This window comes from Nocardia bovistercoris (genome assembly GCF_015674855.1).
GTDB classification, from domain to species: Bacteria; Actinomycetota; Actinomycetes; order Mycobacteriales; family Mycobacteriaceae; genus Nocardia; species Nocardia bovistercoris.
Genome location: NZ_JADMLG010000002.1, coordinates 60,390 through 77,185 on the forward strand (window position 1 = coordinate 60,390; position 16,796 = coordinate 77,185).

At 66.1% G+C, this 16,796-nt stretch carries 14 protein-coding genes; 6 read left to right on the plus strand and 8 right to left on the minus strand.

Annotated features, from left to right (window positions below; all coding sequences use genetic code 11):
* Positions 1-13: 13 nt before the first annotated feature.
* Genes IT779_RS04315 through IT779_RS04330 form a run of 4 tightly spaced genes read right to left on the minus strand, consistent with a single transcriptional unit; the run spans position 14 to position 3,774 of the window.
* On the minus strand, positions 14-1,021 hold the full coding sequence (locus tag IT779_RS04315) for an MlaD family protein (RefSeq protein ID WP_196147879.1): 1,008 nt from the start codon (positions 1,019-1,021) through the stop codon (positions 14-16).
* Positions 1,018-2,061, minus strand: a complete 1,044-nt coding sequence (locus IT779_RS04320) for an MlaD family protein (protein ID WP_196147880.1) — start codon at positions 2,059-2,061, stop codon at positions 1,018-1,020. The genes IT779_RS04315 and IT779_RS04320 overlap by 4 nt, the downstream gene beginning before the upstream one ends.
* 4 nt (positions 2,062-2,065) lie before the next feature.
* On the minus strand, positions 2,066-2,923 hold the full coding sequence (locus tag IT779_RS04325) for an ABC transporter permease (RefSeq protein ID WP_196147881.1): 858 nt from the start codon (positions 2,921-2,923) through the stop codon (positions 2,066-2,068).
* Positions 2,923-3,774 (minus strand): MlaE family ABC transporter permease, encoded by an 852-nt coding sequence (locus tag IT779_RS04330; RefSeq protein WP_232541451.1) that lies wholly within the window; start codon positions 3,772-3,774, stop codon positions 2,923-2,925. Before IT779_RS04330 ends, IT779_RS04325 begins: the two co-directional genes overlap by 1 nt.
* A gap of 392 nt (positions 3,775-4,166) precedes the next feature.
* Between IT779_RS04330 and IT779_RS04335 the strand changes: the two genes are divergently transcribed.
* The 3 genes from IT779_RS04335 to IT779_RS04345 all read left to right on the plus strand — a co-directional run bounded on the left by IT779_RS04335 (position 4,167) and on the right by IT779_RS04345 (position 6,509).
* Positions 4,167-5,006 carry an alpha/beta fold hydrolase gene (locus IT779_RS04335; protein ID WP_196147882.1) on the plus strand — a complete coding sequence of 280 codons (840 nt, stop codon included), beginning with the start codon at positions 4,167-4,169 and terminating at the stop codon, positions 5,004-5,006.
* Between the two features lie 265 nt (positions 5,007-5,271).
* Positions 5,272-5,862 carry a TetR/AcrR family transcriptional regulator gene (locus IT779_RS04340; protein WP_196147883.1) on the plus strand — a complete coding sequence of 197 codons (591 nt, stop codon included), beginning with the start codon at positions 5,272-5,274 and terminating at the stop codon, positions 5,860-5,862.
* Entirely contained in the window at positions 5,850-6,509 is a 660-nt protein-coding gene (locus tag IT779_RS04345) for a TetR/AcrR family transcriptional regulator (RefSeq protein WP_196147884.1), read from the plus strand. The genes IT779_RS04340 and IT779_RS04345 overlap by 13 nt, the downstream gene beginning before the upstream one ends.
* Here IT779_RS04345 and IT779_RS04350 read toward each other — a convergent pair whose 3' ends face one another.
* A complete protein-coding gene (locus IT779_RS04350) occupies positions 6,510-8,138 on the minus strand; it encodes a flavin-containing monooxygenase (protein ID WP_196147885.1) in 1,629 nt (542 codons plus the stop codon).
* 187 nt (positions 8,139-8,325) lie between these two features.
* On the opposite strand from IT779_RS04350, the gene IT779_RS04355 reads away from it, so the two are divergent.
* On the plus strand, positions 8,326-9,225 hold the full coding sequence (locus IT779_RS04355) for a GNAT family N-acetyltransferase (protein WP_196147886.1): 900 nt from the start codon (positions 8,326-8,328) through the stop codon (positions 9,223-9,225).
* Positions 9,226-9,316: 91 nt separating this feature from the next.
* On the opposite strand, the gene IT779_RS04360 is transcribed toward IT779_RS04355, so the two are convergent.
* Positions 9,317-9,763: a DUF732 domain-containing protein gene (locus IT779_RS04360; protein ID WP_196147887.1), complete on the minus strand. Its 447-nt coding sequence runs from the start codon at positions 9,761-9,763 to the stop codon at positions 9,317-9,319.
* Between the two features lie 112 nt (positions 9,764-9,875).
* Here IT779_RS04360 and IT779_RS38425 point away from each other — a divergent pair, with 112 nt between their 5' ends.
* Entirely contained in the window at positions 9,876-13,184 is a 3,309-nt protein-coding gene (locus tag IT779_RS38425; RefSeq protein WP_196147888.1) for an NACHT domain-containing protein, read from the plus strand.
* Positions 13,185-13,376: 192 nt separating this feature from the next.
* The gene (locus IT779_RS04370; RefSeq protein ID WP_232541452.1) at positions 13,377-14,282 is read left to right on the plus strand and encodes an alpha/beta fold hydrolase; all 906 of its coding nucleotides are present in this window, start codon (positions 13,377-13,379) and stop codon (positions 14,280-14,282) included.
* A 33-nt stretch (positions 14,283-14,315) separates the two neighbouring features.
* On the opposite strand, the gene IT779_RS04375 is transcribed toward IT779_RS04370, so the two are convergent.
* A complete protein-coding gene (locus tag IT779_RS04375; protein WP_196147890.1) occupies positions 14,316-15,308 on the minus strand; it encodes a TY-Chap domain-containing protein in 993 nt (330 codons plus the stop codon).
* Between the two features lie 212 nt (positions 15,309-15,520).
* Complete coding sequence (locus tag IT779_RS04380) at positions 15,521-16,735, minus strand: cytochrome P450 (RefSeq protein WP_196147891.1); 1,215 nt, start codon at positions 16,733-16,735, stop codon at positions 15,521-15,523.
* Positions 16,736-16,796: the final 61 nt, after the last annotated feature.

Consider the following 16,796-nt stretch of genomic DNA (forward strand, 5'->3'; position numbering starts at 1 on the left):
CCGCGGCGCCTGATCAGCCTTTGCACAATGTCACCTTCTGCCCAGCGAGCAGAACCGCCAGCGCTTGCGGCGGCACGGCTTCACCTTTGCCGCACAGCGGACCGGACCCCGCGAAGTTCGGCAGCGCGGCATTGAGCGCGGCGAGCACGGCGGGCAACCGACTCAAAACGTCCACCGCTTCCTGCGGATCGGGAAAAAGCTTGCGCAACAGGGCATCCAAGTCGGGATTCTCGTTCTCGGTGAGCCCGAGCGTGGTGAGCAAGTTGTCCAAGGGGTAGAGCACCGGCGGCGCGGTGAGCGCGAAATCGAGCAAGCCGTTCATATTGACCTGCAACGACTCGAACACGTCCGCGAGCCGTCGCAGCAATGCCACCAGCCCCGGCGACTGCCCGCCGATCCGGTCGGAGATCTGCGCGAGATTGTCGAACAGCACCGAGATGACCCGCTGCCGGTCGCCCACATAGTCGGCGAGCCGACCGATGGCGTCCAACGCGGGCCCGATGCCGTTCCCGTTGCCTTCGATCAGCGCGATCATGCTCTCGGCGAAGGAATTCAGCGCCTCGGGACGCAATGTCGCGAGCACCGGTTTCAGCCCGTTGAACAGCGCGGTCACGTCGAAGGACGCGACCGTGCGTTCCTTCGGGACGAGCGCGTCCGCCCGCAACTCGCCACCACGCTCGGACTCCGGCTGCTGCACGTCGATATAGCGCAGGCCGGTCATGTTCTGGTATCGGATCGCGAAACGGGTCGACTCGTACAACGTCACTCCGGTCCGCGCGGTGAACCGAACGACCGCATCGGAACCGACGAGATCGATGGACTCGACCTTGCCGACGCCGACCCCGTGCAGCCGCACATCGTCACCGGCGCCGAGCCCGTTGGCATCGGTGAAGACGGCACGATAGGTGTGGGTCGACCCGCCGACCGGCCGGGCGATCGCCGCGAGCACCAGCGCCAGCACCGCGATCATGGCCGCGGCGAACAATGCCAACCGCCAGATCGCGGCGGACAACGACTTCATCGCACAGCTCCCGCGGTTCGACCCCCGAGCAGCGGGACGGCCACGGCAGGAACTCCCGACAGGTCGACATCCACGTTCAGCACCGGCCCCGAACCCGAATCGGGCATCGCGGCGTCGACTCGCCCGATCAGTTCACCCAACTCGGCCCCGGATCGCGTCGGCGTCGGCACGGACTGGGCCAGCACATTCAGCAGCGGGGCCAGCATGTTCGTGTAGCCGGCAAAGGTTCCGTCCAGACTCGACAGCATCGTCGTCAATGCCGGGAACAGGGTGTCGACCACCAATCCGATGCCCGCGTCGATGCGCGGACGGTCGGTGCGCAGCACATCGATGCCGTTGATCCGCGCGATGACACTCACCGTTGCGTCGACGAGACCGGCACTCGCGCCGAGTGATTCGCCGAAACTGCCGAGCACCTCCGACGGCGGCATCCGCTGGTGGTCGGCCACTGTCCGCGCGAACTGGATCACGGCCTGCATGAACGGGGTGAAGGCGCGCAGGTCGGTGGCAAGTCGCCCGATCAGTTGACTCAGCTGCGGTGTGGCGACCGCCACGGAGGTGCGCGACAGCGACCGCAGCAACTCGCCCAGCGTCGCGTCGTAGACATCGCCCGACCGGTCGCCGGTCAGGTGGATCTCACTGCCGGGGCGCAGCGCGGGCCCGCCCGCGCCGCGCCGCAGCTCGATCACGCTGATGCCGAAGAGGTTGGCGGGCGCGTAGTCGACCCGCATGCTTTCGTCCAGGTTCGCGAGCCGATTCTCGTCCACGTGCAGTTCGATCCGCTGTCGTCCCAGCGGCGCGGGGTCGATCGCGGCGACCTCCCCCACCCCGACACCGTCGAGGCGCACGTCGGTGCCCTCCGCGATCCCGTCCCCGATGTTCTCGGTGTACAGCACGATGGACACGACGTGCGACTGCGCCAGCATTCGATGGACGCCGACCAGCGCGCAGACCAGGACGATCACCAACATCGCGGCGACACCGATCACCCGTGCGCGCGGCCGATCGATATGCACTCCGGGCATTCCGTAGGCGGGCATCACATCACCCCGTGAACTCGACGGCCGAATCGACGCCCCAGAACAGCAAGGTCAGGAGCATGTCGAGGACGACGATCAGCACGAAACTCGCGCGAACGGCCCGGCCGGAGGCGACGCCGACACCTTCGGGCCCGCCAACGGCGAAGAATCCGTGATAGCTGTGCACGAGAATGACCGCGATGCTGAACACCAGCACTTTCGCCACCGCGGCCCAGATGTCGGGACTGGTGATGAATTGGGAGAAGTAGTGGTGGTAGACGCCCGCGGGTTGCTTGTGCAGCAGGGTCACCACCCACGAACAGGACAGGTAGCTGAGGATCAGCGCGATCAGGAATGTCGGAACGATCGCCAGCGCGGCGGCCAGTACCCGCGTGGTGACGACGAAGGCGACCGATTGCAGCCCGAGCGATTCGAGCGCGTCGATCTCCTCGGAGATCCGCATCGAGCCGATCTCCGCGGTCATCCGGCAGCCGCCCTGCGCCGCGAATCCGACTCCGGCGGCGATCGGGGCGAGTTCGCGCGTATTGGCGAATGCCGACACGATTCCGGTCATCGATCCGAGGCCGAGCAGGTCGAGTGTCGCGGCGGCCTCGATACCCACCGAGGCGCCGATGGCCACGCCGAGCACGGCCATCATCGGCACGGTGCCGCCGCCGACGATCAGCGATCCGCGGCCCCACGTCATGCTCGTCACCGCGCGCATGGTCTCGGCCCGGTAGCGGCGCAGGGTCAGCGGTATCGAGGCGACGACCTGCCAGACGAAACCCAGGCCGAAACCGAACGCGTCGACCGGACGTATCAGCTCCGAACGAACCCTTCGCCCCGGTCTCAGGAAGCCGGGAAGATACGCGGACGGGGTCATCACGCCACCTTCGTCGGCAGGAACATCGCGACGACCTGGGTGATGACCACGTTCACCACGACCAGGCCGACCACCGACAGCACCACCGCGGCATTCACACCGTCGGCGACGCCCCTCGGGCCGCCTTTCGCCTCGAGGCCGCGTTGGCAGGCGATGATCGCGACCAGGAACCCGAAGATCAGCGACTTGATCACCGATATCCACACGTCGGTCGCGGAGGTGAAGGAGCCGAAGGTGGCCCAGTAGCTGCCCGGCGTCACGCCCTGGGCGATGACGGCAACCGCATAGCCGGAGATCACACCGACGAAGATGATCAGCACATTGAGCAGGGGCGCGACGACGATCATCGCCACCAGTCGCGGGACGACCAGCCGATCGATCGGATCGATGCCCATCGTGCGCAGGGCGTCGACTTCGTCGCGAATGGTGCGCGCGCCCAGGTCGGCGGCGATCGCCGCGGCGCCTGCGCCACCGAGGAGCAACCCGGTGGCAAGCGGGGCGCCCTGCTTGATCACCCCGAGACCGCCCGCGGCGCCGATCAGCGAATCCGCGCCGAGATTGTGGATCAGGTTGCCGACCTGAACAGAGACTATGACGCCGAACGGCACCGCCATGAGCACCGCGGGCACAGCGGTGACCCCGACCAGATACCACGCCTGAATCACGGTGTCCCGCCACGGGAATCGCAGCCGGACCGCCCCGAGGACCGCCCCGCGCACCGCGGCGGACGCCGTCTGCGCGGCCCGTCCGAGGGTGCGCAACGCCGAGGTTCCGGCCGCGCCGACGTTGGCGGCCACGGCTGCGCCGGTCGAACGTTCGGGCTCGGTGGTCGACATGTTCGCCGCGGTCATGCGCCGAGATCGTTTTCTGACCGGCCGAGCGGCGGTTCCGTCGACTTCACGGGGTTCTCCGCCGTTCGAACGTACTCGAGCATCGTTGCCGCACTTCCTTTTCCTTACCGGGTTGCCGCAGGCACCCACGCAGAGAGCCTACATGTTCGTACCTACATCTGCGTCCACTATTTTTATTCACCCCGGAATTCCTCGATAAAGCAGCCCGTATATGCGCGATAACGTGCACGTTTCCGGCCGCCCGCACCGATAGCCTGGAGTCTTCTGGGCCGATGAACCACTGTCAAGTGCCGCACTTCCCGACCCCGGCCGAGAACGACGCTTTACACGTGTACATGCATGTAGGTACGCTTCAGTAAATCTACTGTATGGCAGGCCGGAAGAAGGAAGTCATGTCGCGCAGAGCCACACCGCCCACTCGCTTCGTCGATGTCCCGTGGGGCAGGCTCGCGTATACCGAGCACGGCGTAGGAACCGATGTCGTGGTCTTGCTGCACCAGTTCCTGCTGGACAAGCGCGTGCAGTGGCCGGTGGCCGAATACCTGGCCGAACAGGGATACCGGGTGCTGTGCGTCGACCTGCCCGGCCACGGCGAATCCGCGGCGCCGCACCGCCCGGACGCCTACGGCCTGTCCAAGTCGGCCGCCGCCGTCATCGACCTGCTCGACGCGCTCGGCCTCGACAAGGTCTTCCTCGGCGGCGCGTCCTTCGGCTCGCTCAACGCCCTGCGCATCGGCCTGGTCGCCCCGCACCGCCTGCACGGACTGCTGCTGGAAATGCCGATCCTGGATCGCGGCATCCGCGCCGCCTGCTATTGGGGCGGTCCCGGACTCGGGCTCTACACGCTGCTCGGCCCACTGCTGCGCCGCCTGGTCCCACTCGCGAGACGCCCGGCGCGGCGGCCCGACTACCTCGGATTGGCGCTGAGCCTCATCGCCCGCGACCCCATCGCCACCCGGCACATGGGTGTGGGGCTGCTCGGCCACGGCCTGGAACCCTGGATCGCGGACTGGCGGTCACTGCGGCTGCCGACGCTGGTCATCGGCCACCCGCACGACCCCGTGCACCTGCTCGCCGACGCCGAACAGCTGCACCGCGAACTCGACGATGTGGAATACCTCTACGTCCCTTCGTTCTTCGCGCTGCGCCGCCGTCCGGAAACCTTCCTGCCGCAAGTCGCGCGGTTCGTCGACCGCTGCTGTCCGCCCCGCGCCGCCGACCTTGCTTCGTGATCACGACCGGTCGCTCGCACAGCGCCCCCTGAATACCGCCGATTATTCGCACCGAATTCCGGACGACAAATGCCGCGAATTCCATCGCGAGTGCGGGTCCGGAAATACCGTGGCGTCGCGGGAACCGGTATCACCGCCCGCGAGCGGGCACGGCGTGAATACTATGATGATTGTAGAGATGCGATGATCATGCCGACGGGCGCACGATGGATGTGGAGGGCAGGTGCCGGAGCGGACCGCCGCGGGTGGCAAGAAAGCTCCACGCATGAGTCCGGAGCGACGGCAGCAGCAGATTCTCGATTCGGCGCAGCGGTTGGTGCTGCGGCAGGGTTACGGCGCGGCCACCATGCAGGCGATCGCGCGCGAGGCAGGCGTCACGCGCCCCGTCGTCTACGAGTTCTACGCCGATCGGGAGGAACTGCTCGAAGATCTGGTCGGCCGCGAATCGGAGAAGGCGCTCGGCGTCGCCCTCGGCGTTGTCCCGGCCCTGCTGGCCGGTGAACACCCCGAATCGCTGCTCGAGCAGTCCCTCACCTCGTTCCTGCACATAGTCGCGGACTCGCCGGACGCATGGCGCCTGATCCTGCTGCCGCCCGCGGGCGCGCCCGAAGCGGTGCGCAACGCGATGGAACTCGCCCGCACCGTCGTGCGCGAACAGATCCGGTCGAACCTGTCACTGCTGCCGCCGATCGAGGGCGGCGGGGTCGACCTCGAACTGCTCTCCGCGATCGCGTTGTCGGCCAGCGAAGGAGCGGCGCGGGCGATGCTCACCGATCCCGACGAGTTCTCCGCCGAACGCTTCACCGCCGTGGTCGAATGGCTGACGCGATACATCGAGGTGGCATGGTCGAGATGAACCGCACCGAACGACCTCGCCTGCGTTCGGCCGGGCGCAGAAGCACACCCGAACGCAAGGAGCGGATCGCCGAGGCCGCCGCCGATATCGCCGTCGAATCCGGATTCGCCGCCGTGACAATGCAATCGGTCGCCACCCGCGCGGGCTACATCCGTCCTGTCGTCTACGACTGCTACGGCTCCCCCGACGCGATCCTGCACACCGTATTGGAAAGGGCCGAAACCGCTTTGGCGGCGGCGCGGTCCGAATACGAGTCGGGGGACTCGGATTCCGCGCGATTCGTGTTGGGATATCTCAGCGCGGTGCACGCTCGCCCGCGGGAATGGCGGTTGTTCACGCTGTCCACCGTCGGCGTCGACGACTCGATCGCGAATCGGGTCGCGGCGGTGCGGGAAGGACTGCGAGCAGACATCGCGTCGTGGCTCGTTGTCCTGACCGCGGGCTTGCCCGAACCGGCCGATATCGAAGCACTGTCGGTCCTGTTCCTCGCGGGCGTGGACGGGATCGCGGCACTGGTCGCCGCCGACCCCGAACAGTTCGACGCGTCCCGCAGCGAGCGATTCGTCGAATTCTTCCTGCAGAACACACATCCGGCGGTCGCGGACGGCCGGATGCGTGTCGATCGAACGGCGCGGACCACCGACTGATCAGTGCAGCGGCAGCCGGTAGCTGCCGATCGGCGCGACCTCGTAGGCGTAGTCCTCGAGGTCGAAAGTGCGGCTCGCCCACCACAGCGCAGGGCCGGACACCGGACGCACGAAGGGCGCGTCGCCGTGCCGGTCGAAGTAGTAGCTGTTGGCCTTCACGCAGCTCGGCTGCGCGAACACCGTGTGGCGCACCTTGCGATACATCTCGCTCATGTAGTCGTCCTGCGCGCGCTGTTTCACCGTCATCCGGTAGGCGGCGCGCTTGCGCGCCTCGTCGAGACACCGAACGATATGCCTGCTCCCGGACTCGATGATGCTGAACCACGAACTGCCCGCGACCGACCACGGACCGTTCATCAGCCAGAAATTGGGCGCGAGCGGAGTCGAGATCCCCTCGTAGTTCTGGTAGCGGTTCTCGTCCCAGTACTCGCCGAGCTCGACTCCGTCGAGCCCGTAGACCGGAAACGCCGGAACCGTACCGCGTTCCATCGTCTTGAAACCGGTGGCAAGGACGAGCACGTCGACCGGATGCCGGGTCTGCACCCGCGCACCGGTCCTCTCGTCGACGCGGACGGTGACGATCGAGTCCTCGGCGATGTGGTCGATCGACTCCGTCACCAGATCGACGTTGTCGCGGTTGAAGGTTCGCAGATAGGTGCTCGAGAACGACGGACGCTTGCACCCGAACGCGTAATTCGGGGTGAGTTTCGCGCGCAGCTCCGGATCGTCGACCTGACGCTCCAGGTGTTTCAGGCATACCCGCTCCACGACGCGGACCGCATACGGCAGCCGCATATGGTAAGCGCCGCCGACGGTCATGATGAAGTCGGCGATGACGACGCTCACCAGCCGCAGCGCCCGCAGCGTGAGCGGAACCCGACGGAAGACGGTGCGCAGCCAGGGGCGGATCGACAGATCCGGTTTGGGCACAACCCAGATCGGCGTGCGCTGATACACGTCGAGATGTTCGGCCTGCGGCGCGAGATTCGGAATCACTTGCAGCGCGGAAGCTCCGGTGCCGATGACGGCGACCCTCTTGCCCTGCGTCCGCAGCGAATCGTCCCACCGCGCGGTGTGCACGATCTTCCCCGCGAACTTGTCGATACCCGGAATGTCGGGATAGTAGGGACTGTCCAGCGGACCCACCGCGGGCACGAGGTAGCGAGCGACGATGGTCCCCCGCTCGGTTTCGATGTGCCACACGCTGTCGGCCTCGTCGAACCGGGCCGAGTGCACGCGGGTCCTCACCCGAAGATGTTCGGCCAGTTCGTATTTGCGCACGCAGTGTTCGGCGTATTCGCGCAGTTCGGCGCCCGGCGCGAACAGCTGACTCCAATCCGGGTTCGGCTCGAACGAATACGAGTAGCTGCTGGTGGGCACATCGACCGCGATACCGGGATACACATTGTGCCGCCACACGCCGCCGACACCGTCCGCGGCATCCAAGATCACGAAGTCGTGAAAGCCCGCCCGCTTCAGATGAACGCCGAGACCGATGCCGGAGAACCCCGCGCCGACGACCACGATCTCGTGATCCACTTCGCGTGCGATGGACCGTTCGGCGCGCGTTGGCTCCCGCCGCAGACGTTGCTTGCGCGTCTGCGGCTCCCGGATGTCCTCCAGCGTCATGCTCACCACTTCCTCGTGTACGGCTGTCGACCGAGATGGCCGCTTTACGACATAGTACCTACATATATGTACACAAGCTAGAGTGGCCGACGACCTGCGGATTCATGTGTCGATTCGGTGAGGCGCGGCGTAACCGCCGCGAATATTCGATGGGCACGCGCCGAGCTTCGTGGTAGGAATCCACGCTATGACCGTCACACCTGGTTTCTTCGCCGGAACGGACGTGGTCGGCCGGATCGAAGCCGCCGAACGAACGCTCATCGAGGAGGGCGCACGGGCGGCGCGGGCTCGGGCGCCACACGAACCGGTGATCTCGCTGCCGATCGGAGGCGGCAGCGCCGTCTGGGCGGGTCCCGGCTCGCCATTGAACAAGGTCGTCGCGACCGGACTGGGTGCGGATTGGGACGAAGGCGAACTCGTCGCCGTGGAAAAAGCGTTCGCCGAGCGGAATTCGCCAGTTCAGTTCGAGGTGTCGACCGCAGCCGACCCCGCGGTCGTGAACCACCTGAGCAACCGCGGCTACGTGACGATCGGATTCGAGAACGTACTCGGCATACCACTGACGCAGGCGCGAACCACCGCGCCCGCGGTCGACGGAATCGCCATCGAGCCGGTCGCCCCCGAGGACTTCGACACCTGGGTGCAGGTGGTCGTAGACGGATTCGCGACCCCCGATACGCAAGGCGTCGCCTCCCACGAGGAGTTTCCTCGCGAGGTCGTCGAACGCGCCGAACGCGATATCGGAGCCACCTCCGGCTTCCGCGCGGTACTCGCCCGTTCGGGCGCGGGCCCCGTGGGAGGAGCAGGTCTGCGCCTGACCGAAGGAATCGCCCAACTGTGCGGCGCGGCAACCCTTCCGCACCACCGCCGACGCGGCGTCCAAGCCGCGCTGCTCGCCACGCGATTGGACACCGCGAGGAACGCTGGCTGCGACCTAGCCGTGGTCACCACGCTGCCGGGCTCCCGGTCACAGCACAACGTCCAGAGGTTGGGATTCCAACTCCTCTATGCCCGAGCGATACTCGTACGGCCGGTTCCCGATTCGACCACCGGTCGAGAGGATTCTCGGGGAAATGACGGCAGGTGAGCGATGTTCGTGATGGGCATGCGGGCACCGGGCCGCACGAATAGCCCTCGCACAGCGGATCGGATGTCGAGCCGGTCGCGCCGTCGCCGATTCAGGACACGAAGTCCGGGCACAGATTCGTCGTCGCGGCGCTGACGAACAGCGTGCCCTGGTTGAACTTGTAGGCCCCTTCGACCGCAGAGATCTCATCGAGAACCGACACGCCGCCGCGCAGATGACCGCAGGTCAGATACCCCGCGGTGACCATCTCGGACGCCGACTTCCCCGGCAGGCCCGCACCGTTCACGCCGATCTCGTCGAGAAAGGCGGCCTCGGCGCCGGCGTCGGCCGCCGCGAGGGCACCGCCGCCCAGTGTGGCCAGTGCCACGGCGCAGGCGACCGCGAAGGAGCGGGTGCGGATTCGGTTGACCATCATGATGTCGTCCTCGGGTTCGAGCGTCGTTGTCGATGTTGCGTCAACGATCCCTCGAGCGGCACCGACAGAGAACCCACCCAAGGGCTGACTCGGGCCACCCCGCACGATCACTTCCGCACCCACGGCCCCAGTCCGAAGTACAGAATGCATCTCGCCGGGACATGACGATCTCGGGCGATAACCAATCGTGATCGGCCATACTCGAGTCCGGTATATCCGATGGGGAGGGACGACAATGGCGGGCGAAACCGACGGGACCGGTGGCGGGGCGAACTCGGGGCCTCCATCGGTGTGGCCGACGATCGCCACCGCCGCGACCGCACTGGGTTTACCCGCGCTGCTGGCAGCGGTGACCGGATTCGCTCAACGTCATCCCGTACTGGCGATCCTGCTTTTCCTCGGTTACTGCGCCCTCCTGGCTGTCGTCGGTGTCGTGAAAGACGTACTGACCCCACGCAGACCCCAGCTGATCGCTATGGTCGACACTTGGATGGTTCGATCGCTGGCCTTCTACGGTCCCGGCTACCGAAAGTGGCTGCGGGCTCATCTGCATCGGGTGGATCTGACCGGACTCGGCACCCGTCCCGGCAAGGTGCCACCGTTGGACACCGTCTACGTCGACGTGAGCTTGATCAGCCGCAGGCTGCACGAGATCACCACGAACCCGGTCGGCGACCATCACACTCCCGAGCAGCACGGTAAACGCCGCCAGATCGCGGATCTGTTGTCGCAGAACACACCTCAGGTTTTGGCGGTGCTCGGTGCGCCGGGATGTGGAAAGACCACGCTGGTACGCCACACCGCCCGCGCGGCATCCCGGCGGAGTCTACGTCGACGCGACGTGCCGATACTGCTCTACCTGCGCGAGCACGCGCAAACAGTGGCCGACGATCCCGATGTCGTTCTGCCCGACGTGGCCGCCCCCCGTGACTACCGGCGCACCCCGCCTTCGGGCTGGTTCGACCAGAAGCTGAAGCGCGGCAAATGCGTTGTGCTTCTGGACGGTTTGGACGAAGTCGCCCGCGAAGACCAACGCCCCGCCGTGGTGGAGTGGGTGAAACGGCAGATCGAGCTCTACCCCGAAAACCACTACATCATCACCTCGCGCCGCCACGGCTACGAAGCCGCCGACATCAACCGGGCCGACATCTTCGAAGTCCGTCCCCTCACCGAGAATCAGACCGCCCGATTCGTCAGCAAGTGGTATCAGGCGGTCGAAGACGACCTGGCCACCGCCAACCGGGCCGCGGGCAACTTCCTGGCACAGGTACGTGTCCGCCCCGATCTGCGACCGCTGGTGGCCAACCCGTTGCTGCTCACGATGATGGTCATCCTGCATCAGGAACGACCGGGCACCATGCCCGACGGCCGGATACAGCTGTACAAGGAGATCTGCGAAGTCCTGCTGTGGCGACGACGCGACGCCAAACAGATCCCCGCCTCGATCAACGAGACCCACCGACAGCAGATCATCCAAGTCCTCGCGTTGACCATGATGCGACAAGCAACTCGCGAAACGGGCAGACAGGACGCCGCGAAAGTCGTCCACAAAGCTCTCGGGCGCATCGGACTCGATCTCGACGCCGAAATCTTCCTCGACGACGTCGTCAACGACGGTCTACTGGTCGCGCCCGCCGAAGACCGGATCGCGTTCTGCCACCTGACATTCCAGGAATACCTCGCTTCGCTCGAGATTCAGCGGCAAGGGAAGGTCAGTGTACTGGCCGCCAACGTCGATTCCGATTGGTGGCGTGAGACAACGCTGCTGTACGCGGCCCAACACACCTCCGACGCGATCGTGACCGCGTGTCTGCGATCCCGGACGGTGAAGGCGCTGGCGCTGGCATTCGACTGCGTCGACCAAGGCACCGAGATTGCGCAAGATCTGCGAGCACAGGTGAACTCCCTGCTTCGCGATCTCGAGCGGCCGGACCTCGATCCGGAATACCGTCGCCTGCTCAACGGTGTGATGGTGGCCCGCCACCTCCGCCGGACCGTCGACATCACCGGTGGGCGCCGCGCCGTCCCGCCACTGCCCGCGAAGCTGTTCAACCTGTTCGTCACCGAAGAACAAGCGGCGGGCCGTCACCGTCCGCCGGACGCACCCTCGCCCCACGACGGCGACGACCCGGTAGTGGGCGTGCGCCCCGAGGACTCCGTCGCGGTCCTCGCCTGGATCAACTCGATCACCGGCGCAACCTACCGGCTACCGACCGCGACGGAAATCGCCGACCTCGCCGACCGAGGAACACTCGGCACCACACCACTGAACGCGTGGGCCACAGAAGCCGACAGCACGCCGAACCGATGGACGACGGCCACGCGCAGAGAAGCGGACACACTCGACGCCGCCACCGCCATCGCGCACCATCTGGACACAGATATCCTCCGCTATACGCTCATCAAGTATCTCGCCCAGACTCGAGATGGCGCTGCCAACCCCGAGCTCGCCCGCGACCTCGACCACGCTCGTGCACTTGCCCGCACCAGGGATCTCGACCTCGACCGCGACCTCGACCGTGCACTCACCCTCGCTCTGGCCCGCGCCCGGACCCGCGACCTCACCCTCGCCCTCGCCCGTACTCGCGCCCGCGACCTCACCCACACCCGCGACCTCACCGACGCACGCGACCTCGCCCTAACCCTCGCGCGCGACCTCGCCCTAACCCTCGCCCGCGACCTCGACGGCACCCGTACCCGCACCCGCACTCGCGACCTCACCCGGGACCTCGCCCTCGACCACGACCTCGACCACACCCGCGACCACGCGCGGGCTCTCGCCCGCGACCTCGAACGGGCCCTCGACCACGGCATCGCCCGCGACCACTCCGTCGACCGCATTCTCAGTCTCGATCTCGACCGTGCCTTCGCCCGCGCCCTAGACCTCGACCGCGACCTCGAAGACGCCCTCGCCCGCGACCTCGAACGCGCCCGCGACCTCGAACGCGCCCGCGACCTCGAACGCACTCTCGGTCTCGGCCTCGGCCTCGGTATCAATGCCGAGTTCATACTCGACCTCGCCGTCCACGCCGATGACGTCGGCTCGGTCACAGCCGCAGGCAGCATCGCCGACAACCCCGACCTGGACGATGTGCTCCGTGCCGCGGTGCGGAACGGGTTCGCCGCGCGGCAGAAGGTCAGGAAACAGGACAAACCCTTCGCGTTCTGGAAGGGGCTCGTGACAACACTGATGGCGGACTACTCGACGACACTGCAGTTTCCCGTGGGCAGTTTCGATACCGCCACCTTCGAGTTCGGCAGGTCCGAATCCGAACAACAGTTCTCACCTTGGGCACGCGAGATATTCGAGCGGGTGCGCACCATAGCGGCCCCGGTACTCGACCGGACCGAGCCACTGACCACTGTCGATGCCAGCCTTATCCGGCTCGCGACACTGCTACTGGCCGCCGTCGCCGACAAAGCCGACGCCCACCCTCTCGGCAGAATTCTCCGACAGATCGCCGTCGGGGTCACCGCGTTGGAACATCGCCTCTACGGGGATACTCCACCGGACGAAGTCGTCATCGTCGTGTTGGAGGAATAGCTACGCACCGACGACAACACTCCGTGAGCAGAGATGGATGCGTTCGTACAGTTCACTCGAGCCATCCGAACCACCGTGGTGGCCGACCTCGGGCGGCAGAAAGGTTCGGTGCCCGAAGATCCGCGTGCATCCGGTCTCCAGCGCCGAGGCCGACAACAGTGCGGGCGCCTACTCGCTGAAATGGAGATTCGGTTGTCATCTCTCTCACATGGTCGACAGGTCGGACGAACGTCGGCCATCGACGGGTTCCGCCTGACCTATGACCGCGTCGGGGTCGGCGCCCCGGCAGTGCTGCTGCACGGTTGGCCCAGCGACAGGACCGAATACCGCGAGGTGGTCGCGTTGTTGGACATGCTGGACGTCGTCGTGCCGGACTTACGTGGCTTCGGCGAATCCGACAAACACGCCGAGGACGCGGCGACCTTCTACAGTGCCGATGCCCAGGCCCGAGGTGTGATCGGACTCATCGAGGAGTTGCGATTGGATCGACCGGTGTTGGGCGGACACGACATCGGCAGCAGAATCGCGGTCGCGGTCGCGCGCCTGCGTCCGGATCTGATTCGGGGATTGGTATTGACACCGCCATTGCCCGGTATCGGTGCGCGAATTCTGTCATCCGAAGCTCAACAACAGTTCTGGTACGTGTCCTTCAACCAGCTCGGACTCGCCGACGAACTCATCGACGGAAACCCCGATGCCGTGCGCGCATTTCTTCGGCACTTCTGGTCACACTGGTCAGGACCCGGCTTCACCCTGGCCGACGACCATCTCGATCACCTCGTCTCGGTGTACTCTCCGCCGGGCGCCTTCACCGCATCGGTTGCGTGGTACCGGGTCGGTGCCGGAGGAGTGGCCCGAATCGCGGCCGAACGCGCGCCCGCCCCGAATCGACGCCTTGCTGTACCCACCGCCGTTCTCTGGCCCACCGACGATGTGTTGTTCCCCAGGAGTTGGGCCGATCGCCTGCCCCACTACTTCGCCGACATCGAGGTTCACTTCGTAGACGCGGGGCACTTCGTTCCGCTCGAGAGTCCTCGAAGGTTCGCCGACGCCGTGATCGACGCCGCAGGTCGAAACCAGCCCCGCAGCGCATACTGAAGGCGACCGATCCTGGGGCCAGAACGCACGAATTCAGTGTGGTCCACGTGTCAGGCCGAGCTCGGCATCGAGATAAGGCAAGTCGGGGTGATCCGTGCGAGCGTTCGCGGTGAAAGTCAGAGCGCTCGGGTCGGCTACGCCGAAGACATCACGAAAAGTCGCGACCGTACGCGGAACGAGTCCTTGCATCGTGCGTGCGGGCGCGACTCTCCAGATCGGGTATTCGAGGCCGTCACCGCCGAGTGGTTCCCATTCCCATCCGAGTTCGCCCATGTCCTCCCGCAACCGCGCGCGGTCACGGGATGTGTCGGGACCCACGAGACATCCGCTGTGGATGGTGAACACGCTGGTGAACTCGACGGTGGTGTAGTCGGGGTCCACGCTGGGCGCGGACAGGCTCAAGACCGCCCCGTAGGGCAAGGTGTTGACCGCCCATTCCAATCGCTCGGCGAAATCATCCCAGTTCGTACAGGTTTCGGCCGCACCGCCGTGAGTCGGGCGAGCCGGAGGCACCGCGGTAAGTTCCCCGCTGACTCCGTACAGGATGACCCTTGGCCCCTCGCCGTCGGCCACCGTGTAGCGAAGTCGCTGCGGGGAGGCGGCCCAGCCATCGCGGAAGATCTCCACGAGGGCGGCAGCCACTTCCTTGCGGAACTTCGGGTAGTCGGTGAATGCGGTCCGGACTTCGACCACCGCCATATCCGCGGGATTCTCGAACACCGAAGAAGGGCCCCACATCGGTCGGTTCTCGGCGCGGATCACCTCGCCGGTGGGCAGATACAGTCTCCCGACGTTGGTCGTGCGTTGCGCCCGGAGGATCTCGACGAAACGCTGCCGCTCCCGGGGTTCCTCGGGGAGTGCGAGCAGTACCTCGATCCCGCCGTTGTCGCGGAACAGAACTCGATACCCCGAGTCGACATCACGGATCTGGATCAGTGCACCCCGCCGCTCGACCGGAGGGTACGGATACTCGTACAGATACAGCGGCATCTCCTCGAGCAGCTGCTCCCAGCTGTGGTCGACCACGGCTCTCCTCGACTCGTCCGATGCCGACAACGTAGCAACGCCCACCGACAACAATCGTTCATCCGGTCGTCGGCACGATTGGTGACGACCCCGACTCACCGATCGAACCGGTCCCGGCCAACGACTGTTCCCGCCTGCTGTCGCAAGTCGAACTATCGCGGCTCAGAGCACCTTTCGCCATTTCTTCCGCAGGTCGGAGGCTGTTTCCATGACTAGGTGAAGCGCAGCGGCAGCGACTGCATTGCGACGCCGACATTGTTCAGAGGGCCGACATTGAGCCAGGTCGGTTCTCCGGTGACCTCGATAGTGGCGAACCGGCGCAGGATCGCCGACACGAGCACGTTGATCTCGGTCCGCGCGAGGCTTGCCCCCAAGCAGAAATGCGCCCCTCCGCCGCCGAACGCGAGGTGCGGGTTCGGGGATCGGTGGATATCGAACCGGGTCGGTTCGTGGTAGACGGCCTCGTCGAAGCTGCCGGACGGGTGGAACATCACGACCCGGTCGCCTGCGAGCAGCCGCTGACCGCCGAGTTCGGTGTCGCGGGTGACGGTGCGGCCGAAGGAAACGACGGGGCTCGACCAGCGCAGCATCTCCTCGGTCGCCGACCGCTGCAGCGACGGGTCGCGGCGCAGCTGATCGAGCTGGTCAGGATTGTTCACGAAGGCGAGGATGCCCTGCGACAGGGCGTTGCTGGTCGTTTCGCTCCCCGCGATCGCGAGGACGGTGAAGAACAGGTCGAGCTCGAACGGCTCCAGAGTTCCGTTCGCCAGGATCGACCACACGTCGTCGGTCGGGTTCGCCCGTTTCTCGGCACTCAGGCCGGTGGCGTAGGTGAAAATCTCCATCTCCGCGCTCTGCCGGTCCTGCACCGACATGCCCTGGCTCGGGTCGAGGGCGCGGATCATGGTGTCGGTCAGCCGGAAGACCTCGGAGCGATCCTGCTCCGGGATGCCCATGATGTCGGCGATGACGTGCATCGGAAGCTGGAAGGAGACGTCCGCGACGAAGTCGACGTCGACTCGGGCTGCGGCCGCGTCGAGAATCCGCTCGGCCCGGTCCGCGATCTTCGCCTCGAGCCCGGCGACCATCCGCGGCGTGAACCCGGAATTGATGAGCCGCCGCATCCGGGTGTGGTCGGGCGGGTCCATCGAGAGCAGCATCTTCCCGCGCCGCTCGGGCGGGAGCGGAACGAGGCCGTGCCCCTCCGCCGCGCTGAAGGTCTCCCATTCCTGGTTGGCCCGCCGGATCTCGGCGTTTCCGAGAAGCGTCCAGAATTCCCGGTCGAAGCCGTGCTGCGGGATAGGGCCGTGCCGCAGCACCCGGCCGTGCCGCCGGAGCTCGGCGAAAAGCTCGTGTGGAAAGCCCGACGCGTAGTGGGACCGATCCGTCAGATCGATTTCCAACACATCGGTGTGCGAGGTGAACATACGACCAGCTCCATTGGGACGGGGGCTTCAGCGGTTCACGCGGCGGTGAACAGGCGGTTGC